Origin of the sequence: Streptomyces sp. NPDC088254 (genome assembly GCF_044740925.1) — a bacterium.
Lineage (GTDB): Bacteria > Actinomycetota > Actinomycetes > Streptomycetales > Streptomycetaceae > Streptomyces.
Window position 1 is genome coordinate 79,224 of the sequence record NZ_JBIURQ010000017.1, and the last position, 17,362, is coordinate 96,585.

The 17,362-nt window shown below is 70.9% G+C and carries 19 protein-coding genes; 3 read left to right on the forward strand and 16 right to left on the reverse strand.

The genetic code is table 11. The features are described from left to right. Positions 1–39 precede the first annotated feature (39 nt). A complete protein-coding gene (locus ACIOC0_RS38180; RefSeq protein WP_402161344.1) occupies positions 40–1,032 on the reverse strand; it encodes a LysR substrate-binding domain-containing protein in 993 nt (330 codons plus the stop codon). 133 nt (positions 1,033–1,165) lie between these two features. On the opposite strand from ACIOC0_RS38180, the gene ACIOC0_RS38185 reads away from it, so the two are divergent. Together ACIOC0_RS38185 and ACIOC0_RS38190 are read left to right on the forward strand one after the other, a co-directional pair. Then, positions 1,166–1,720: a peroxiredoxin gene (locus ACIOC0_RS38185; RefSeq protein ID WP_023547062.1), complete on the forward strand. Its 555-nt coding sequence runs from the start codon at positions 1,166–1,168 to the stop codon at positions 1,718–1,720. 6 nt (positions 1,721–1,726) lie between these two features. After that, entirely contained in the window at positions 1,727–2,260 is a 534-nt protein-coding gene (locus ACIOC0_RS38190) for an alkyl hydroperoxide reductase (RefSeq protein WP_402161346.1), read from the forward strand. 148 nt (positions 2,261–2,408) lie between these two features. On the opposite strand, the gene ACIOC0_RS38195 is transcribed toward ACIOC0_RS38190, so the two are convergent. The 7 genes from ACIOC0_RS38195 to ACIOC0_RS38225 all read right to left on the reverse strand — a co-directional run bounded on the left by ACIOC0_RS38195 (position 2,409) and on the right by ACIOC0_RS38225 (position 10,821). After that, complete coding sequence (locus tag ACIOC0_RS38195) at positions 2,409–3,722, reverse strand: AI-2E family transporter (RefSeq protein ID WP_402161348.1); 1,314 nt, start codon at positions 3,720–3,722, stop codon at positions 2,409–2,411. A gap of 157 nt (positions 3,723–3,879) precedes the next feature. Continuing rightward, complete coding sequence (locus tag ACIOC0_RS38200; RefSeq protein ID WP_130441540.1) at positions 3,880–4,614, reverse strand: transglycosylase SLT domain-containing protein; 735 nt, start codon at positions 4,612–4,614, stop codon at positions 3,880–3,882. Positions 4,615–4,675: 61 nt separating this feature from the next. After that, complete coding sequence (locus ACIOC0_RS38205; RefSeq protein WP_402161351.1) at positions 4,676–5,359, reverse strand: transglycosylase SLT domain-containing protein; 684 nt, start codon at positions 5,357–5,359, stop codon at positions 4,676–4,678. Positions 5,360–5,776: 417 nt separating this feature from the next. Further along, a complete protein-coding gene (locus tag ACIOC0_RS38210) occupies positions 5,777–7,102 on the reverse strand; it encodes a PhoH family protein (protein ID WP_402161353.1) in 1,326 nt (441 codons plus the stop codon). A gap of 365 nt (positions 7,103–7,467) precedes the next feature. Further along, positions 7,468–8,241, reverse strand: a complete 774-nt coding sequence (locus ACIOC0_RS38215; protein WP_130441532.1) for an isoprenyl transferase — start codon at positions 8,239–8,241, stop codon at positions 7,468–7,470. An 893-nt stretch (positions 8,242–9,134) separates the two neighbouring features. After that, a complete protein-coding gene (locus ACIOC0_RS38220) occupies positions 9,135–9,944 on the reverse strand; it encodes a methyltransferase domain-containing protein (protein ID WP_402161356.1) in 810 nt (269 codons plus the stop codon). A 1-nt stretch (position 9,945) separates the two neighbouring features. Next, positions 9,946–10,821, reverse strand: a complete 876-nt coding sequence (locus ACIOC0_RS38225) for an LLM class flavin-dependent oxidoreductase (RefSeq protein ID WP_402161359.1) — start codon at positions 10,819–10,821, stop codon at positions 9,946–9,948. A 65-nt stretch (positions 10,822–10,886) separates the two neighbouring features. Here ACIOC0_RS38225 and ACIOC0_RS38230 point away from each other — a divergent pair, with 65 nt between their 5' ends. Continuing rightward, on the forward strand, positions 10,887–11,264 hold the full coding sequence (locus tag ACIOC0_RS38230) for a DUF192 domain-containing protein (protein ID WP_402161362.1): 378 nt from the start codon (positions 10,887–10,889) through the stop codon (positions 11,262–11,264). Here ACIOC0_RS38230 and ACIOC0_RS38235 read toward each other — a convergent pair. From ACIOC0_RS38235 to ACIOC0_RS38270, 8 genes are all read right to left on the reverse strand, one after another. Further along, positions 11,239–11,853 (reverse strand): OmpA family protein, encoded by a 615-nt coding sequence (locus ACIOC0_RS38235; RefSeq protein WP_402161364.1) that lies wholly within the window; start codon positions 11,851–11,853, stop codon positions 11,239–11,241. The two genes, ACIOC0_RS38230 and ACIOC0_RS38235, sit on opposite strands and share 26 nt — an antisense overlap. A 7-nt stretch (positions 11,854–11,860) precedes the next feature. After that, positions 11,861–12,445 carry a hypothetical protein gene (locus ACIOC0_RS38240; protein ID WP_402161367.1) on the reverse strand — a complete coding sequence of 195 codons (585 nt, stop codon included), beginning with the start codon at positions 12,443–12,445 and terminating at the stop codon, positions 11,861–11,863. A 16-nt stretch (positions 12,446–12,461) separates the two neighbouring features. Continuing rightward, a complete protein-coding gene (locus ACIOC0_RS38245) occupies positions 12,462–12,998 on the reverse strand; it encodes a pilus assembly protein TadG-related protein (RefSeq protein ID WP_402161369.1) in 537 nt (178 codons plus the stop codon). Between the two features lie 56 nt (positions 12,999–13,054). Further along, the gene (locus ACIOC0_RS38250; RefSeq protein WP_402161371.1) at positions 13,055–13,285 is read right to left on the reverse strand and encodes a Flp family type IVb pilin; all 231 of its coding nucleotides are present in this window, start codon (positions 13,283–13,285) and stop codon (positions 13,055–13,057) included. A gap of 117 nt (positions 13,286–13,402) precedes the next feature. Continuing rightward, on the reverse strand, positions 13,403–14,173 hold the full coding sequence (locus ACIOC0_RS38255; RefSeq protein ID WP_402161373.1) for a response regulator: 771 nt from the start codon (positions 14,171–14,173) through the stop codon (positions 13,403–13,405). Beyond that, on the reverse strand, positions 14,170–15,498 hold the full coding sequence (locus ACIOC0_RS38260) for a sensor histidine kinase (protein WP_402161375.1): 1,329 nt from the start codon (positions 15,496–15,498) through the stop codon (positions 14,170–14,172). The genes ACIOC0_RS38255 and ACIOC0_RS38260 overlap by 4 nt, the downstream gene beginning before the upstream one ends. A gap of 11 nt (positions 15,499–15,509) precedes the next feature. After that, a complete protein-coding gene (locus tag ACIOC0_RS38265; protein WP_402161378.1) occupies positions 15,510–16,397 on the reverse strand; it encodes a DUF5936 domain-containing protein in 888 nt (295 codons plus the stop codon). A 16-nt stretch (positions 16,398–16,413) separates the two neighbouring features. Next, positions 16,414–17,358 (reverse strand): type II secretion system F family protein, encoded by a 945-nt coding sequence (locus ACIOC0_RS38270; RefSeq protein ID WP_402161381.1) that lies wholly within the window; start codon positions 17,356–17,358, stop codon positions 16,414–16,416. Between the last annotated feature and the right edge of the window lie 4 nt (positions 17,359–17,362).

The window sequence follows — 17,362 nt, forward strand, 5'->3', positions numbered from 1 at the left end:
TTCACCGGATCGGGCGCTCGGTTGACCGGGTGTGAGCGGTCAGCCGCCGGCCCCGAGAACCCGTACGGGCAGCGGCCGCAACGCCTCGCGCAGGGCGTCGGCCAGCTCCGTGTACTCGGCCCGGCGCGCGGCGCCCGCGCGCATGGCGAGGGCGACGCGCCGGGTGGGGGCGGGGTCGGCGAAGCGGCCGGTGCGCAACTGGGTGCTGCGGCTGGTCTCGACGGTGACGGCGGTGCGCGGCAGCAGGGTGCAGCCCAGGCCGCCGGCGACGAGCTGGACGAGCGTGGAGAGCCCGGCGGCGGTGGTGGTGACCGGCGCTCCCTCCTGGCCGGCCTCACGGCAGACTTCCAGGGCCTGGTCGCGCAGGCAGTGCCCCTCGTCCAGGAGCAGCAGGTTCAGCTCCTTGAGCGCCTCGCGGGCGATGCCGTCCTGGCCGCCGAGCGGATGCCCCAGGGGCGTGACGAGCACGAAGTCCTCGTCGAACAGGGGTAGTTCGACCGTGCCGGGAACCCCCAGGGGCACGGCGAGGAGCAGCAGGTCGAGCCGGCCGGTGTGCAGGCCGTCGACGAGGCTGGCGGTCTGCTCCTCGTGGACCTGGAGGTCGAGGCGCGGATAGCGGTCGTGGACCAGGCGCAGGACGGTGGGCAGGAGGTACGGCGCCACGGTGGGGATGACGCCGAGGCGCAACGCCCCGGTGAAGGGCGCCCGCACCGCCTCGGCCTCCTCCATCAGCGCGCCGACCTCCGCCAGCACCGCCCTGGCCCGTACGGCGAGCCGCTCGCCGGCCGGGGAGAGCAGCACCTTGCGCGTCGTACGCTCCAGGAGGGTCACACCGAGCGCCTCCTCCAGCGCGGAGACGGCGCCGGACAGGGCGGGCTGGCTCATGCCGATGGCGGCTGCCGCGTCCCGGAAGTGCAGATGGTCGGCGACGGCCGCGAAGGCGCGCAGCTGGGCGAGACTGGGGAGCCGCCGCTTGGCTCCGACGCCCACGCTGACGCCGGTGCTCTTGGGGTTCAGGTCACCCACGGTCACTGATAGCCACCTCCGATCAACCCGACCGAGTGTAGCGATTTCTCTAATCAATGCACCCTGTGCCAGAGTCGCACTCGTCCAACCCATGAGAAGCGTCCGCGATCCGGACGCTTCTTCGCTGCAAGGAGAGCGTGTGCTCACTGTTGGTGACAAGTTCCCCGAGTTCGAACTGACGGCCTGTGTCTCGCTGGAGAAGGGCAAGGAGTTCGAGCAGATCCACCACAAGTCCTACGAGGGCAAGTGGCTGGTGGTCTTCGCATGGCCCAAGGACTTCACCTTCGTCTGCCCGACCGAGATCGCCGCGTTCGGCAAGCTGAACGACGAGTTCGCCGACCGCGACGCGCAGATCCTCGGCTTCTCCGGTGACTCCGAGTTCGTCCACCACGCCTGGCGCAAGGACCACCCGGACCTGACGGACCTGCCGTTCCCGATGATGGCCGACTCCAAGCACGAGCTGATGCGGGACCTGGGCATCGAGGGCGAGGACGGCTTCGCGCAGCGCGCCGTGTTCGTCGTGGACCCCAACCGCGAGATCCAGTTCACGATGGTCACCGCGGGCTCCGTCGGCCGTAACCCCAAGGAGGTCCTGCGGGTCCTGGACGCCCTGCAGACCGACGAGCTGTGCCCCTGCAACTGGTCCAAGGGCGAGGACACCCTCGACCCGGTCGCGCTGCTGGCCGGGGAGTGATCTGACATGTCCCTCGACACCCTGAAGTCGCGCGTCCCGGACTACGCCAAGGACCTCAAGCTCAACCTGGGCTCGGTCATCGGCAACTCCGACCTTCCCGCGCAGCAGCTGTGGGGCACGGTGCTGGCGACGGCGATCGCCTCCCGCTCCCCCATCGTCCTGCGCGAGCTGGAGCCGGAGGCCAAGGCGAACCTGTCGCCGGAGGCGTACACGGCCGCCAAGTCCGCCGCCGCGGTGATGGCGATGAACAACGTCTTCTACCGCACCCGGCACCTGCTGTCCGACCACGAGTACGGCAACCTGCGGGCCGGTCTGCGGATGAACGTCATCGGCAACCCCGGGGTCGACAAGGTCGACTTCGAGCTGTGGTCGTTCGCCGTGTCCGCGATCAACGGCTGCGGGATGTGCCTGGACTCGCACGAGCAGGTGCTGCGCAAGGCCGGCGTCGAGCGTGAGGTCATCCAGGAGGCGTTCAAGATCGCCTCGGTGATCCAGGCGGTCGGCGTGACGCTGGACGCGGAGTCGGTTCTCTCCGAGTGACCGCGCCACGCGCCTCGGGCCCCGTTCACCTGATGGTGGGCGGGGCTCGTCGTCGTACCTGGGGGCTCCGCCCCCAGACCCCCGGCCTGTGCCCACCCACCGATCGACTCGCTCGGGGGAAAGCGGCGGGGGAGGGACCGGGTCGCCGTTACGACGACGGGTCCTCCGAGGAGGGCGGGCTCACCGGCGCCGCGTCCAGCGCCGTCGCCCCCCGCGGCCGCGGAGCCGTCCGCACCGCCGCCTCCCGCGAGTAGGCGTGCAGATAGGACACCACCGTGTTCGAAACCGCCACCAGCGGCACCGCCACCACCGCCCCGCCGATCCCCGCGACCATCCCGCCGGAGGCCACCGCGAGGACCACCGCCAGCGGATGCACCCGCACCGCCCGCCCGAGGATGAACGGCTGGAGGATGTGGCCCTCGATCTGCTGCACCGCCAGCACCACCGCCAGCGTCATCACCGCGGTGAACACACCCTGCGTCACCAGCGCCACCACCACCGCCAGCGCGCCGGAGGCGACCGCGCCGACGAGCGGGATGAAGGAGAACAGGAAGATGAAGACGGCGAGCGGGACCGCCATGGGCACGTCGAGGAAGTAGATGCCGAGGCCGATGAAGATGGCGTCGATCAGCGCGACGACCACCGTGCCGCGCACGTACGCCGTCAGCGTCGCCCACGCGCGCGGGCCCGCGCCGGCCACGCCGGGCCGCGCCGCCGCGGGCACCAGCTTCAGCGTCCACTCCCAGATGCGCTTGCCGTCGTAGAGCAGGAACAGCGTCGAGAAGAACGCCAGCAGGATGCCGGTGAGCGCCTCGACGACGACGGTGACGCCCTCCAGGCCCGCCGAGGTGATCTGCTCGGTGTTCGCGCCGATGGCGTCCCGCAGATTCTGGGCGATGCCGTTGATCTGCTTGTCGGTGACGTGGAAGGGGCTGTTGAGCAGCCAGCGGCGCAGGTCGTCGATGCCGTCCTGGACCTGGTCGGAGAGGTTGTCGATGTTCTCCATGACCTGCCAGGTCACGAACCAGCCCATCAGGCCGATGATGACGAACCCGAGGATGGCGGTCAGCGCGGTGGCGAGCCCCTGGGGGACGCCCTTCCGCCGCAGCCGGGCGACCGTCGGCTGCAGCAGCGCCGTCAGCAGCAGCGCCACCACGAAGGCCAGCACGACGAGTTGGACCGCGCTGATCACCTTCATCAGCACCCAGACGGTGCCCGCCAGCACCAGCAGCCGCCAGCCGGCCTCGGCCGCGACCCGCACCCCCCACGGCACGACGTGCGCGGGGTCGGGGCGTTGGACGTGCGGCGGCAGTTCCTCGGGGAGCGTCCGGACGATGTCCGGCAGCGGCGGCTCGATGCCGTCGTCCTTCCGCTCGGCCTCGGCGCGGCGCTGGTCGAGCCGCTCGCCCATCTCGCTCAGACCCGTGCCCAGTCGGCCAAGCCACCCCGGCAGTCGCGACATGTCCGTCCTCTTCCCCCGTCTCTCCCTCACCGGTTCCCCCCTCCGGGTGACCTGATGTCGCCCTGGAGTCGTCGGCTTCGACCGTACAGGGCGACAGCCCCTCACCCGGGGACGGGGAGGGGCTGTCGAAGGAATCGCGGCCGGGCGCGGGACGGGCTCAGTAGGAGCCGTTGGCCTGCCAGAACGCCCAGGCGTCACAGGGACTGCCGTAGCGGTCGTTCATGTAGTTCAGGCCCCACTTGATCTGCGTGGCCGGATTGGTCCGCCAGTCGGCGCCCACGGACGACATCTTGGAGCCGGGGTAGGCCTGGACGAGGCCGTAGGCGCCCGAAGAGGGGTTGACGGCCCGGTAGTTCCAGGTGGACTCGTGGTCCACGATGTTGCTGAAGCACTGGAACTGGCCGCTGGGCACGATCTGCCGGGCGATGGCCTGCACTTCGGAGACCGAGTACGACGACTGCTGCGGGAAGCTCGCGCTGCTGCCGCCCGTGACGGCGCTCTCGGTCGTGGCCTGGGCCGACTTGGCCTGGAGCTCCGCGCGCTCCTTGGCCTCCTGCGCGGCCTTGTCGGCCTTCGCCTTGTCCGCGGCGGCCTTCTGCTTGGCCACCGCGTCCTCGGCGGCCTGCTTGCGGGCCGCCTCCTCCGCCGATTTGCGGGCGGTGGAGTCCGCGGCGATGGCCTGGGCGTCCGCCTGCTCGGTCAGCGAGGCGGTCTGCACCTGCGCCTGTGCGCCTACAGGTAAGTCGGCGAGGAGAGCGGATCCGCTCGCCTTGGTCTCGGCCTCGTCGCCGGGCTGTCCGGTGTTGGCCTGGGCCACGCCCATGACCGCGCCGACAGTGGTGACCGCGGTGGCCGACACCACGGCGAATCCTCTGGCCGGTATCCGGCTCACACGTTTTCCTTAACTCTGGGCGTCAGATGGAAGTGGTGCGCGCGGCCGGGGCCGCCGGTGCTCAGTACCAGTGGTTCGCCTGCCAGAACGACCAGGCCTCGCACGGGCTGCCGTAGCGGTCGTTCATGTAGTTCAGGCCCCACTTGATCTGCGTGGCCGGGTTGGTCCGCCAGTCGGCCCCCGCGGACGAGTACTTGGACGCCGGCAGGGCCTGGAACAGGCCGTAGGAGCCGGAGGAGGGGTTGACCGCGTCGATCTTCCAGTCGGACTCGTGGTCCACGATGTTGCTGAAGCACTGGAACTGGCCGCTGGGGACCATCTGCCGTGCCATCGCCTGGATCTGCTCGATGCTGTAGTGGCTGAGGACGGGGAAGTCGGAGGCGCTGCGGCTGGCCGCGGCCTTGAGCTCAGCACGCTTCTTGGCGTCCGCGGCCGCCTTCTCGGCGGCTTCCTTCTTCGCGACGGCGGTCTTGGCGGCGGCCTTGCGAGCGGCTTCCTCGGCACCCTTCTTGGCGCTCTCGTCCGCGGCGATCGCCTGGACGCTGGCCTGCTCCGTCAGGGACGTCGTCTGGACGGTGGCCTGGAGGCCGACCGGCACGTCCGCGAGGAGCGTGGCGTCGCCCGCCGTCGCCTCTGCGTCGTTGGCCTGCGCGGTGCTGCCCGAGGCAACGCCCACGACGCTTCCGACAGCGGTGACCGCCGTGGCCGAGGCCACTGCGAATCCCCGGACCGAGATCCGGCTCACACGGTTTTCCTTCCAGCAGCGCCCGCCGCGGTGACCCTGGCGGACGCAATCGTGCCCCTGGCGCTGGCCTCCCAACTGCGGGGTCACGGAGGCGCGGGCCCGGTGGTCGACTCCCTTGCGGGAGAGCCGTGTGATGCTCGGGCGGCATACGACGCGGATATGGAGTTGAAGGTGGTGCTTCGGTGCTGTGGACCGCTGGGGGTACACGTGTGTCGTATGCGGGGCCTGACAGGAATGAGACTTTGCCGTAACCGGACGCCGCGAGGCAATTCCGAGTTGCGTGTGAAAGCTCACACCCCGTTTGGCCCCGGGAATTTCAGGGTTCGGCCACACATGGAGGCGCCGCCCGGCTAAGCTCACGGCCTTTGCCGGACGGCGCCAACTGCCCTACGGGCCCCGCGAAACGGGGCGAGCGGGTCAGATCTGCACGTCCTCCAGCATTTCGGTCACGAGTGCCGCGATCTGGGACCTCTCGGACCGGCTCAGTGTGACGTGCGCGAAGAGCGGATGCCCCTTCAGTTTCTCCACCACGGCGACGACACCGTCGTAGCGGCCGACCCGCAGGTTGTCCCGCTGCGCCACGTCATGGGTCAGAACGACCCGCGAGTTGGCGCCGATCCGGGACAGAACCGTCAACAGCACGTTCCGTTCCAGGGACTGGGCCTCGTCCACGATCACGAACGCGTCGTGGAGCGAGCGGCCGCGGATGTGGGTCAGCGGCAGGACCTCCAGCATGCCGCGGGCGGTGACCTCCTCGATGACCTCGCGGGAGGCGACGGCCGACAGCGTGTCGAACACCGCCTGCGCCCAGGGGCCCATCTTCTCGGCCTCGGTGCCCGGCAGGTAGCCCAGGTCCTGCCCGCCCACCGCGTACAGCGGACGGAAGACCATCACCTTCTGGTGCTGACGGCGCTCCAGCACCGCCTCGAGACCCGCGCACAGCGCCAGCGCCGACTTGCCGGTGCCGGCCCGGCCGCCCATCGACAGGATGCCGACGTCCGGGTCGAGCAGCAGGTCCAGGGCGATCCGCTGTTCGGCGCTGCGGCCCTTGATGCCGAACGCCTCCCGGTCGCCGCGCACGAGGCGGACGTTGCCGTCGGGCGTGACCCGGCCCAGTGCCTTGCCGCGTTCGGACTGGATGGTCAGACCGGTGTGCACGGGCAGGTCGGCGGCCTCCGGGACGTGCACGCGGCCTTCCTCGAAGAGGATGTCCACCTGCTCGCCGGACAGGCTCAGTTCGGACATCCCGGTCCAGCCGGAGGCGTCCGTGATGGCGAGTTCGGCGCGGTACTCCTCCGCCAGCAGGCCGACCGAGGACGCCTTGATCCTCAGGGGGAGGTCCTTCGACACGACGGTGACGTCGAACCCCTCGGCCTGCAGGTTGCGGGCGACCGCGAGGATGCGTGAGTCGTTGTCCCCCAGGCGGTAGCCGGTGGGCAGCACGCTGGGGTCCGAGTGGTTGAGCTCGACACGGATGGTCCCGCCCAGGTCCCCGATGGGGATGGGGGCGTCGAGGCGTCCATGCTGCACCCGGTAGTCGTCCAGCAGGCGCAGGGCCTGCCGGGCGAAGTAGCCGAGCTCGGGATGGTGCCGCTTGGCCTCCAGCTCCGTGACCACGACGATGGGGAGCACGACCTCGTGCTCGTCGAATCGGGTCAGGGCGTTCGGGTCGGCCAGCAGGACGCTGGTGTCGAGAACGTAGGTGCGCCGGTCGGGCTTGTGGCGCTTTGTGCTGGTCACCACGGAAGGACGTACCCCCTCGGATGAGGTCGGGGAGCGACGGAGTGGAACTGGGCCGGAAGTCGGCCGTCTGCACGGGCCGAGAACCGGCCCTCCGCTGCGTCCGTGCGGACCGCACGGTCGGGCTGGTGCAAAGGGCCTCCCGGGCGGACGGCCCCGTGCCGTCCGCTGAGGATCCGACACCCGTGGTTCGGGCATCGACCTGCTTGGCTTATTCCCTCGAACACACGCCGCCATGCCACGGCATATGACGGCGCACCGGTGAACTCCGCGTTACTTCCGCCCCGAACGGGGTACTCGAACGGCCCAGTGGGCCGCGTGTGACCGCTCGACGGCGCTGAAACGCGCCCCCTGGCCGTGGCTGATTGTCAGCCGCCGTAGCGCCGGTGGCGCGCGGCGTAGTCACGCATGGCGCGCAGGAAGTCGACCTTACGGAAGGCCGGCCAGAAGACCTCGCAGAAGAAGTACTCCGAGTGGGCCGTCTGCCACAGCATGAACCCGGACAGCCGCTGCTCGCCGCTGGTGCGGATCACCAGGTCGGGGTCGGGCTGCGCCTTGGTGTAGAGGTGGCGGCCGATCATGTCGACGGTGACGGAGTCGGCTAGCTCCTCCATCGGGACGCCCTTGTCGTGGGCATCGAGGATCATCGAGCGCACGGCGTCGGCGATCTCCTGGCGGCCGCCGTAGCCGATGGCGACGTTGACCAGTATCCCGTCCTTGTCGGCGGTGCTCTCCTCGGCTTCCTTCAGGGTGCGCTGCATGCCGGCCGGGAGGAGGTCCAAGGTGCCCACGTGGTGGACGCGCCAGCGGCCGTCGGCGGCGAGGGTGCGCACGACGTCCTCGATGATGCCGAGGAGCGGTACGAGTTCCTCCTTGGCGCGGTCGAAGTTGTCCGTGGACAGCAGCCAGAGGGTGACCACCTCGACGTCGGTCTCGGAGCACCAGCCGAGGAACTCCTCGATCTTCTCGGCGCCCGCCCGGTGGCCGTGCACGGTGGTGGAGCCGGCGGCCTTCGCCCAGCGGCGGTTGCCGTCCATGATGACGCCGATGTGCTTGGGCACCTGAGCGTGGTCCAGGTGACCTTCCACCCGGCGCGCGTACAGCCTCACCAACAGGCCGCGCAGCTTGTCGCGCAGGTTCACGTGATTGTCAGCCCCTCCATGCGGTGGCGGTCCCCGCGAGGCGCAGCCTACCTCTCCGGGAGCGGTCGGGCGCCAGCGGGGTGCGGTGCTCGGGCGGTTGCTTCGGTCGAGTCACCCGGATGCGGGCAGAAAAACGGGCCGGTCCGTGGGGGGGGAGACGGACCGGCCCGAGGGGGGGTTTCCACCATAACCCTTCGTGAGGGATGCCGCGTGCATCGGCGCACAATAATTACTCTCCGGAACCGCTCGGCGACGGGGCGGCGGTCGCCCGGAGGCAGGCATTCGGGTGATTCATGGCCGGAAAACGGCGGATTCGCAGGCGAATCAGGTGGCACACGGCGGAAGTGGAGGCGTCGAGGCCGGTTCACCTCGCGGCGGGTCGCCGCACCCGGGGTCCCTCCGACGGACTACCCCGGGCACGTGCGTCCCCTTGACGCCGACGGCACCGCGCGGCCCCCTCCTCCGCGCGGTGACGCCCGCGCAGCTTTGCTCACGCGAATTGCCTGAAACTGAACTTACGTGAGGCGGGGAGCAGATGCGAGCCGTTCGCGATAACGATGTGGAAACCGCGTGGAGATGAGGGTCACTCTGCAGCAGAGTGACCTGGAATGTCCGATTCCTTGTCGGGTGCGGGGCTTGAATGCGGCTCTCTTCCCGGCGTTGCAGCGGCAGGGAGCTTGGGGCGCGCAGAGGCTGCGGGTGGCGCGCGGCAGCCGGGCGATGGGCGGCGGATGCGCGGCGAGCGGGCAAGTGGTTTCGGCGGCGATCCCCGGCCGGTCCGGCCGGAACCCCGGACACGGACCCACTTTCCGATCGTGAACTTCCTTTCGACAATTGGCTGTTGACGTCCGGTCAGCGAGGTCCGGGATGGGGCGGGCCGCCTCCCCTCTCGGTCAGCGGGACGGCTTGCGCGCCTCGACGAGGTGACGGGTGCTGTGGGCGACGAACGGGCCCTCGGACTCGATCCGTTCGTGCAGCGCCCGCAGCCGGGACTCGTGGCCCGCCACGGTGAAGCCCGGCACCATCCAGACCACCTTGCGCAGGAAGTGGACGACGGCGGCGATGTCGTGGAACTCGACACGCAGCCGCTCCGCCCGCAGGTCGACGATCTCCAGGCCGGCGGCCTCGGCGTCGGCGCGCTCGCGGTCGGGGTGGCGGGCGGAGCTGACCTCGTCCGGCAGGGGGCCGAGGAAGTGTTCGACGAGTTCGAAGACGCTGCGCGGGCCCACGTGCTGTGCGAAGTAGGTGCCGCCCGGCTGGAGGACCCGGGTGATCTCCGCCCACGGCGGCCGTACCGGATGCCGGCTGGAGACCAGGTCGAAGGCGTCGTCGGCGAAGGGCAGGGGCGCGTCCTCGGGGACGGCGACGACCGCGACGCCGCGCGGCCGGAGCAGGGCGGTGGCCTTGGTCACGTTCGCCGGCCAGCCCTCGGTGGCGACGGTGAGGACCGGGGCCCTGGGGGCGGCGCGGCCGAGGGCGAAGTCCAGGACCTCCCCTCCGCCGGTGTCCAGGTCGAGCGCAGCGTTCGCGAGGGCCAGCCGTCCCGCCAGCGACACGGCGTACCCCCAGGAGGGCCGCGTCTCGGTGGCCCGCCCCTCGAACCAGGAGAAGTCCCACCCCTCGGTGGGCACGGCGGCGCCCTCGGCGACGAGGTCCTCGAAGGTGCGCCCGGCGGCGCCCCTCTGATCGTGAGTGTGCGTCATGTCACTTCACCAGCGGTCGTACGGCGTCCCCGGCGAACCGGACGAAACCCTCGGGGTCGGGCTCGTCGGCCGTCGGGAGGAGGACGACGGTGTCGGCACCGGCGTCGGCGAACCGCTGGACGGTCTCCGCGACCGTGGCCGCGTCACCGGCGACGCCCAGCCCGGGGGTGCCTGTGAGCCCGGTCGCGGCCAGTTCGCGGTCCAGGCGGGCGGAGGCGTCGGGGCCGGTGGCGGTGGTGAGGTAGACGACGATCCGGTGGTGTCCGTCGTCCCGGCCGGCCGCCGACCTGCCCTCCTCGATGATCCGGCGGGCCTCGCGCACGCCGTCCGGCGAGAAGGACTCGTTGAGGACGGTGCCGTCGGCGACCTCGCCGGACAGCCGCAGGGTGTGCGGGCCGATGCCGCCCACCAGCACCTCGGCGCCGCTCTGCGGGGGCCAGTCCAGGGCGACGTCGTCCAGCGTCACGTAACGCCCCCCGCTCGTGAGCCGCTCGCCGTTCAGCAGACCGCGCAGGGCGAGGGTGTACTCACGCAGCAGCGTCAGCGGGGACGCGGCACGGACGCCGACCTGGCCCATCCAGTCCTGGACGCCGTGGCCGACGCCGAGGACGACGCGGCCCGGGAACATCCGGTGCAGGGTGGCCGCCTCCATCGCGGTGAGCGCGACGTTGCGCAGTGGGGCGGGCAGCAGTCCGACGCCGATGCGGACCCGCTCGGTCCAGGCGAGCGCGGCCGCCGCCGAGGAGATCCCCGCCTCCCGGAAGCAGTCCTCCCACAGCCAGAGCTCGTCCAGCCCGGTACCGTCGGCGAGACGGGCGATCTCGCGCAGCCGTTCGGGCGGCAGTTGGGGTCGGAAGAGGGCGCCGAGTGCGGTCATGATCCTTTCCTATCCGCCGTCCGCCGCGACGACAAGTGCTTTACGGATCCGCTGAGGGGGGCGCCATGGCGCGCTGGCGTGACGGACGGGGTCATCTGGTCGTGCAGGGGGAGGCGGGGGCGGTCACCGTCCCGCTGGAGATCGCGTCCTCCTACCGCGCCCGCACACGGGGGCTGTTGGGGCGGACGTCCCTGGACGGGGCGCTGCTTCTGTCCCCCGCCAACAGCGTCCACACCTTCCGCATGCGCATCCCCATCGACGTGGCCTACCTGGACCGCGACCTGCGCGTCCTCACGGTACGCACCATGCCCCCGAACCGCCTGGGCCTGCCCCGCCCGCGAGCCCGGCATGTTCTGGAGGCGGAGGCCGGTGCGATGGCGGGGTGGGGGATGGGGGCCGGGGTGCGGGTCGAGGTCGTCAGTTCGTCGTGCGGGGGAACGTGACCTCCACTCGGCGGTTCTTCTTGCGGCCCTCCTCGGTGGAGTTGTCGGAGATGGGGTACTGCTCGCCGTAGCCGCGCACCTCGAAGGTGATGCCCGGGTTGTTCAGGTCGCCGGCGAGTTCCGCCTGTACGGCGTCGGCGCGCTGTTTCGACAGGACGTCGCCGTGGGCGGAGGAGCCCAGGTTGTCGGTGAAGCCGAAGACGCGGACCAGGGTGGTGTTCTGCTTCTTGATCTCGGCGGCGATCGCCGCGACCCGTGCCTTCGCCGCCACGCCGAGTCGCGCGCTGTCCTTGCCGAACAGGACCTCCGCCTGGAGGGCGAACGTCACGTCCGCGTTGGTGTCCTCGCGCCGCTCGTCACCCGACTCGTCCTCGACGACCTCCTTGATGTCCAGCACCTTGGGCTCGGCCAGGGTGCCGCCCTCGGGCAGCTTGAGATCCGGGTCGTTGGCGTCGACCTTCACGGGGGCGGCGGCGGTGGGTTCGGTGCCCGGGGGGACGCTGGGCGAGGTGTCGGCGTGCGCGGTGGGGGCCGTGCCGACGATCACCAAGGTGGCCGTGACGACCGCGAGGGTGAGGCGTGGGGTCATGGCGGCCTCACCCGGAGATCTTGACTACCGCGCTGGGGAACAGCGGGAGTTGGAAGGAGACGTCGGTGGTGTCGGCGGGCGGGGCCGGGAACTGGAGGAAGACGTCGATCGATTCGCCGGCCTTGAGGGCCGAGAACCCGGTGGTCGTCAGAGGTCGGCCCTCGGTGTCGCGCAGTACGTAGTAGCGCTTCTTGCTCTTGGAGTCGACGAGGGTCGCGCCGCCCAAGGACAGCCCGTTGTTGATGATCTCGGTTTCGTTGCCGCTCAATTGTTGTGGAATCACGGCTACTTCCGCCCCGTCGTTCTTAAGGGAACCGTTGAGGGTGATGAAGCCACCGGAATCCCGTACCGCGGAGGTGATGCGGAGAAGGAGTCCGCTGGGGCCCTTCACCTCGGCGATCGGCGCCTCTGATTGCGCCTCCTGTGGGTTGGGCTTCGATCCTTCGGGCTTGGAGGCGGACTGTGAGGCCTGGGGCTTCTTGTCGCTGCCGTCACCTCCGCTCCCGCACGCGGCCGAGCCCAGGGCGAGCCCCGCGACGACCGCCAGCGCGACCATCCCCCGTCGGGCCTTCGCCGTGCATCGCATGTTCATCACTCCGCTTTCTTCGTCAGCCGCGGGCCAGGTGGACGTCGAACAGGTCCTCGGGCCCCGGCAGATCGGTCAGATTCGCCGGGTCCAGCACCCAGTCGATGTCGTCGTCGCATTCGAGCGTGGGCAGTGTGTTGCCCGGCGGGGTCTGGCCGGGAAGGTCGAAATCGCACAACTGCTCGATCACCGCGACGGCGTCAGCGTGCGCCTGCTTGCCGGCCGTACCGGGAACGACCGACTCGCCGACGGGCTTGTTCGTGGCCGCCTCGACTCTGTAGCTCAGAGGGCCGTCACGGAAGCATCGGACCGTCGCGTCGTTCATCGCGGCCAGCTCGACCGCCCGGTCACACTGGTCGCTTCCGCCCTCGCCGTGAAAGATGGCCAGCCATTTCGTCGGGTCGAGAACGGCCAGCGCCCACAGGTCGGCGAGCTCGTCCCTGGTCTCCTGGGCCGCCGCCAGCGCCGCGGCGTCCGCGGCGGTCTGCGCCTCGTTGCGCTTCACCGCCGCCTGACCGACCGCAAAGAACGCGAACGCGACAAAGAGCAGGCCCGCCACCACCGTGATGTAGATGGGGAAGGCCTGCCCTGAGTCTGCGTATCCGCGGCAACGGATCAGGGCGCCACCTTTTCGATCTGCGTCCGGAGCTTGTTGACGATGGTGGCCCCGAGGTTCGTGTTCGCGATCAGCACCACGATCGCCACCACCACCGCGATGATGCCCAGGTACTCGACCGCCGTCTGCCCCCGGTCGCTGCGCCGGCGCAGCGCCCGGACCGTCGTGTCGGCCCAGCCGCTCACCCGGGTCCTGGCCGCGACGGTGGTCTTCAGCATCAGGTCGCTCATGGCGTTCCTCTCCGTATGGGGCGTTACCGGCACGAGGAACGTAAGGCGCGCGGCGGGAAGAGGGGGAGGGTCCCAGGGCCCACGGCCGGGCCCAAGTCGCCGGTCGGCGGTGCGTCTTCATGTCGTCACCGCCGTGCCCAGCCACTTGGCCGCCGCTTCGGCGCGGCTGCTGCTGTGCAGCTTGGCGAAGATGCGGTTGATGTGGTTCTTGACCGTCTTCTCGCTGATGAAGCAGGCGGCGGCGATCTGCCGGTTGTTCATGCCCGAGGCGATCAGCTCCATGATCTCCGCCTCCCTCCCGCTGAGCCGGAACCCTGTCCGTGACTGTCCCACAGGCGATTGCAGTTGCGAAAGTGGTTCCGTAAAAGTTCCCGGAAATTGGGGCATTGAGCCTACGTCAGCATGTGCAGTCGCACCGGCGCGGAGGTGGGCGAGGGCTGCGGTGGCCGCCGTCGGGGTGAAGTGGGCGCGGCCCCGGCAGGCGTCCCGTACGGCGGAGAGCAGCTCGTCCACGGTGAACTCCCCGTGGACCAGGTAGCCGCCGGCCCCCCGCAGCAGGGCCTCCTGGACGATCCTGTGTTCGTCGCTGTAGGTGAGCATCAGCACCGGGGAGATCGGCGCCAGGTGGGGCAGGACGGCGAGGCCGTCCACGCCGGGCATGCGGACGTCGAGGAGGACGACGTCGGGCCGGTGACGGAGGGTGGCCTCGTAGGCCTGGCGGCCGTCCGCGGCCTCCGCGACGACGTCGATGTCCTCCCGGTGGTGGAGCAGTGCGGTCAGGCCCGCGCGGACCACCGGGTTGTCGTCCACCACGACCACGCGCACGGGCGTGGGGGCGGGTTCCCGGCCGGGCGGCGGCTGGTTCGGCATCGGGCGGCCTCCTCTCATGAGGTGAGCGGGTGGTCGGTCAGGGCGTCGAGCGGTAGTTCCAGGAGGACTTCGGTGCCGTGGGCGTCCGGGCGGGGTCCGATGGTGAGGCGGGCGCCGACGGAGGCGGCTCGCTCGGTCATGCCGACGATCCCGAAGTGCCCTTCGGTCCGCAGTCGTTGCAGGTCGGTGTCGGCCGGCAGGCCGCGGCCGTCGTCGAGGACGCCGACGCGGAGGAGGTCACCGTCCACACCCGCCCGCACCTGGATGTGGGAGGGGTCTGCGTGGCGGTGGGCGTTCTCCAGGGCTTCCGAGGCGATCGTCAGGAGCTGGCGGGCGACGGCGGGCGGGACGGGGAGGCAGACGTGGTCGCCCGTGGCGTGGTACGTGGCCGGCAGGTCCGTACGGGCCGCGAAGTCGTGTGTGAGGGCGGCGAGTTCGGCGAGGACGTCGACACCGTGGGCGGGGTCGGATTCGCGGCGCAGGTCGGTGAGGAGTGCGCGGGACTCGGCGGCGGCTCGGCGGGCGGCGCGGGCGACGAGTTCGGCCTGTTGCCGTACCCTCTCGGGGTCGGGGTGCGGCGATGTCGCGGAGTGGGCCAGGCCGTCCGCCGCGAGGGCGACGCCGTGCAGGGTCTTGGCGACGGAGTCGTGCATCTCGCGGGCGAGCCGGGCCCGTTCGGCGGCGACCGCCTCGGTGACGGCGAGCCGGGCCCGGACGGCGGTCAGGGCCTGGGTGGCGGTGCCGAAGCGCAGCATGAGGCCGCGCAGGGTGGATCCCACGGCCCCGGTGATGAGGCAGAAGCCGGGCAGAACGAGTCTCTCGGCGAGGCCGGTGCCCGACTCCCGCTCCAGGGTGGCGTGGACCAGCAGGAGGATCAGCGACTGGAGGGACGCGAAGCAGGCGGCGCCGCGCCAGCCGTAGACGATGCCGGCGAGCAGCGGGGTGCAGACGCTGACGTAGGCGAGCGTGGTGTCGGGACCGGCGGAGACCAGCAGCAGGGTGCCGAAGAGGGTGTCGACGGCCAGGAGGCTGGGGTGGCGCAGGAGGAGGGGGCCGAAGCGCTCCCAGTCGCGGAAGAGGACGTAGGAGCCCATGAAGGTGATGACGACGGCCGCGCCCACCAGGCGGACGCCCAGGCCGGGGGTGGCGTTGAGGAGCGCCGCCGGGGCGGCCAGGGCGATCATGGCGAGGCGGAAGCCGAAGACCTGCCGGCACATCGCCTGGAGGGCGTTGATCTGGAGGGTGAGCGGCGGACCGGTGACGGGGTCCCGGGGCGCTGTTCGGCGTCCGAACAGTGCTCTGAGTCCTCTGTCTTCCCGTCGCGCCGCCGCCGTCACGGCCATCCCCCTCCCCCCTACTCGCCCGTGATCGAGGTGAAGTCGGTGCCGGAGCCGAGCAGCATGCCCGCGCCGAGGAGGAGCATCGTGGCCGGGACCATGAACGTGGTGATCATCAGGGTGGCCTTGGGGACGGCGCGGGCGGCCTTGCGGCGGGCGTTCTGGGCGTCCGTGCGGCGCATGTCCTTGGCGATGGAGACGAGGGTGTCGACGATCGGCGCGCCCAGTTCCTCGCCCTGCTGGAGCGCGGTGACGAACATGGCGACCTGTTCGGAGTCGTTGCGGCGGCGCAGTTCCTGGAAGGCCGCGCGGCGGCTGACGCCGAGGTCCATCTGGCGCAGGGTGATGCGGATCTCGTCCGCCCACGGGCCCTGGTAGCGGGACGCGACGCGGTCCAGGGCCTGGCGGAAGCCGAGGCCTGCGCTGACGACGACGGCCAGCACGTCGAGGAAGTCGGGCAGGGTGCGTTCGATGGCGTCCTTGCGGACGCGGATCGCGGACCAGATGCCGACCTCCGACCAGAACGCGGCGAAGGCGAACATCAGCAGGGCGATGAGGAAGCTGCCCTGGAGTAGTGCGGCGAGGACGCCGAGGGCGCCGATCGCGCCGTAGACCGCGCGGCGGGCCGCGTAGCGGTCGACGGTGAGTCCGCCGGGGTTGCCGGCGAGGTCGATGCGCCGCCGGTAGCGGGCGACCTGCCGGGGGCCCATGAGCCGCAGGACGGCGGGCGCGTACCGCATGCCCAGGCGGTCGACGAGCGAGCCCACCGCGCCGGTGCGGGTGGAGCCGACCTCCAGGGCCAGGGCGAGGTCGCCGGGGAGTTTCACCTCTGCGCGGTACATGCGGATGCCGGTGAAGACGCCCCAGACGGCGACGCCCATGAGGAGTGCGAGCAGGAGATCCATGCCGGGGTTTCCCTCCTCAGACGTCGATGCGGGACATGCGGCGGATGAGGACGAAGCCGACGGCGTAGAGGGCGAAGGCGACGATCACGCAGGCCTGGCCGACGGCGGAGCCGGTCATGCGGTCCAGGGTGCCGTCCTCGACGCTGTCCATGAGGAACAGCGCCCCGACGCCCAGCGCCGGCACCGCGTAGGACGTCATGTTCACCTGGGACAGCTGCGTGCGTACCTCACGTCGGGTCTCCTTGCGTTCCTCCAGGGTCTCCGTCAGGTTGCGCAGGGCGGCGACGACCTGGCCGCCGGCGCGGTTGGAGAGGACCAACGTGGTGACGAGGACGACCAGTTCGCGGGAGGGGAGGCGGTCGGCGAGTTCGCCGAGTGCGTCGTCCAGGGAGTGGCCGACGGCCAACTGGTTCGCCACTTTGGCGAGTTCCTCCCCGGCGGGAGCTTCGAGTTCTTCCGCCGCCATGCCGATCGCGGTGCGCAGGGCGAGTCCGGCGTTGGTCGCGTTGGCCAGGATGCGGGCCAGTTCGGGGAGTTGGTTGATGAAGCGCTCGATGCGTTTCTGGCGTTGCCAGTTGAGGAACTGCCAGGCCGCCCAGAGGCCCAGGAGTCCGGCCAGCGGGCCGAAGAAGGGGGCCAGGGTGGCCTGGCCGATCAGCCACAGTCCGGCCACCGCCGCCAGCATGCAGACGGCGAACTCCCCGGGTGTGACGTCGAGTCCGGTCGCCGCCAGTTTCCGTTCCAGTCTGCGGCCCGCCGCCGTGCGGCGCAGCCGCCGGTCCAGGGCGCGGAAGCGGCGCCGGCGTCCGGTGGCCGCGACCTGTCCGGTGTACGACAGCCGTTCCACGAGCGCCGCGCGCTGCGCGCGGCCTCTGGCGTAGACGTGCACGCCGGCGACGGCCAGGGCGCAGGTCAGCAGGGCGGCGCCGGTGGTGAGGCTGATGAGGGTGTCGAGGTCCATGCGG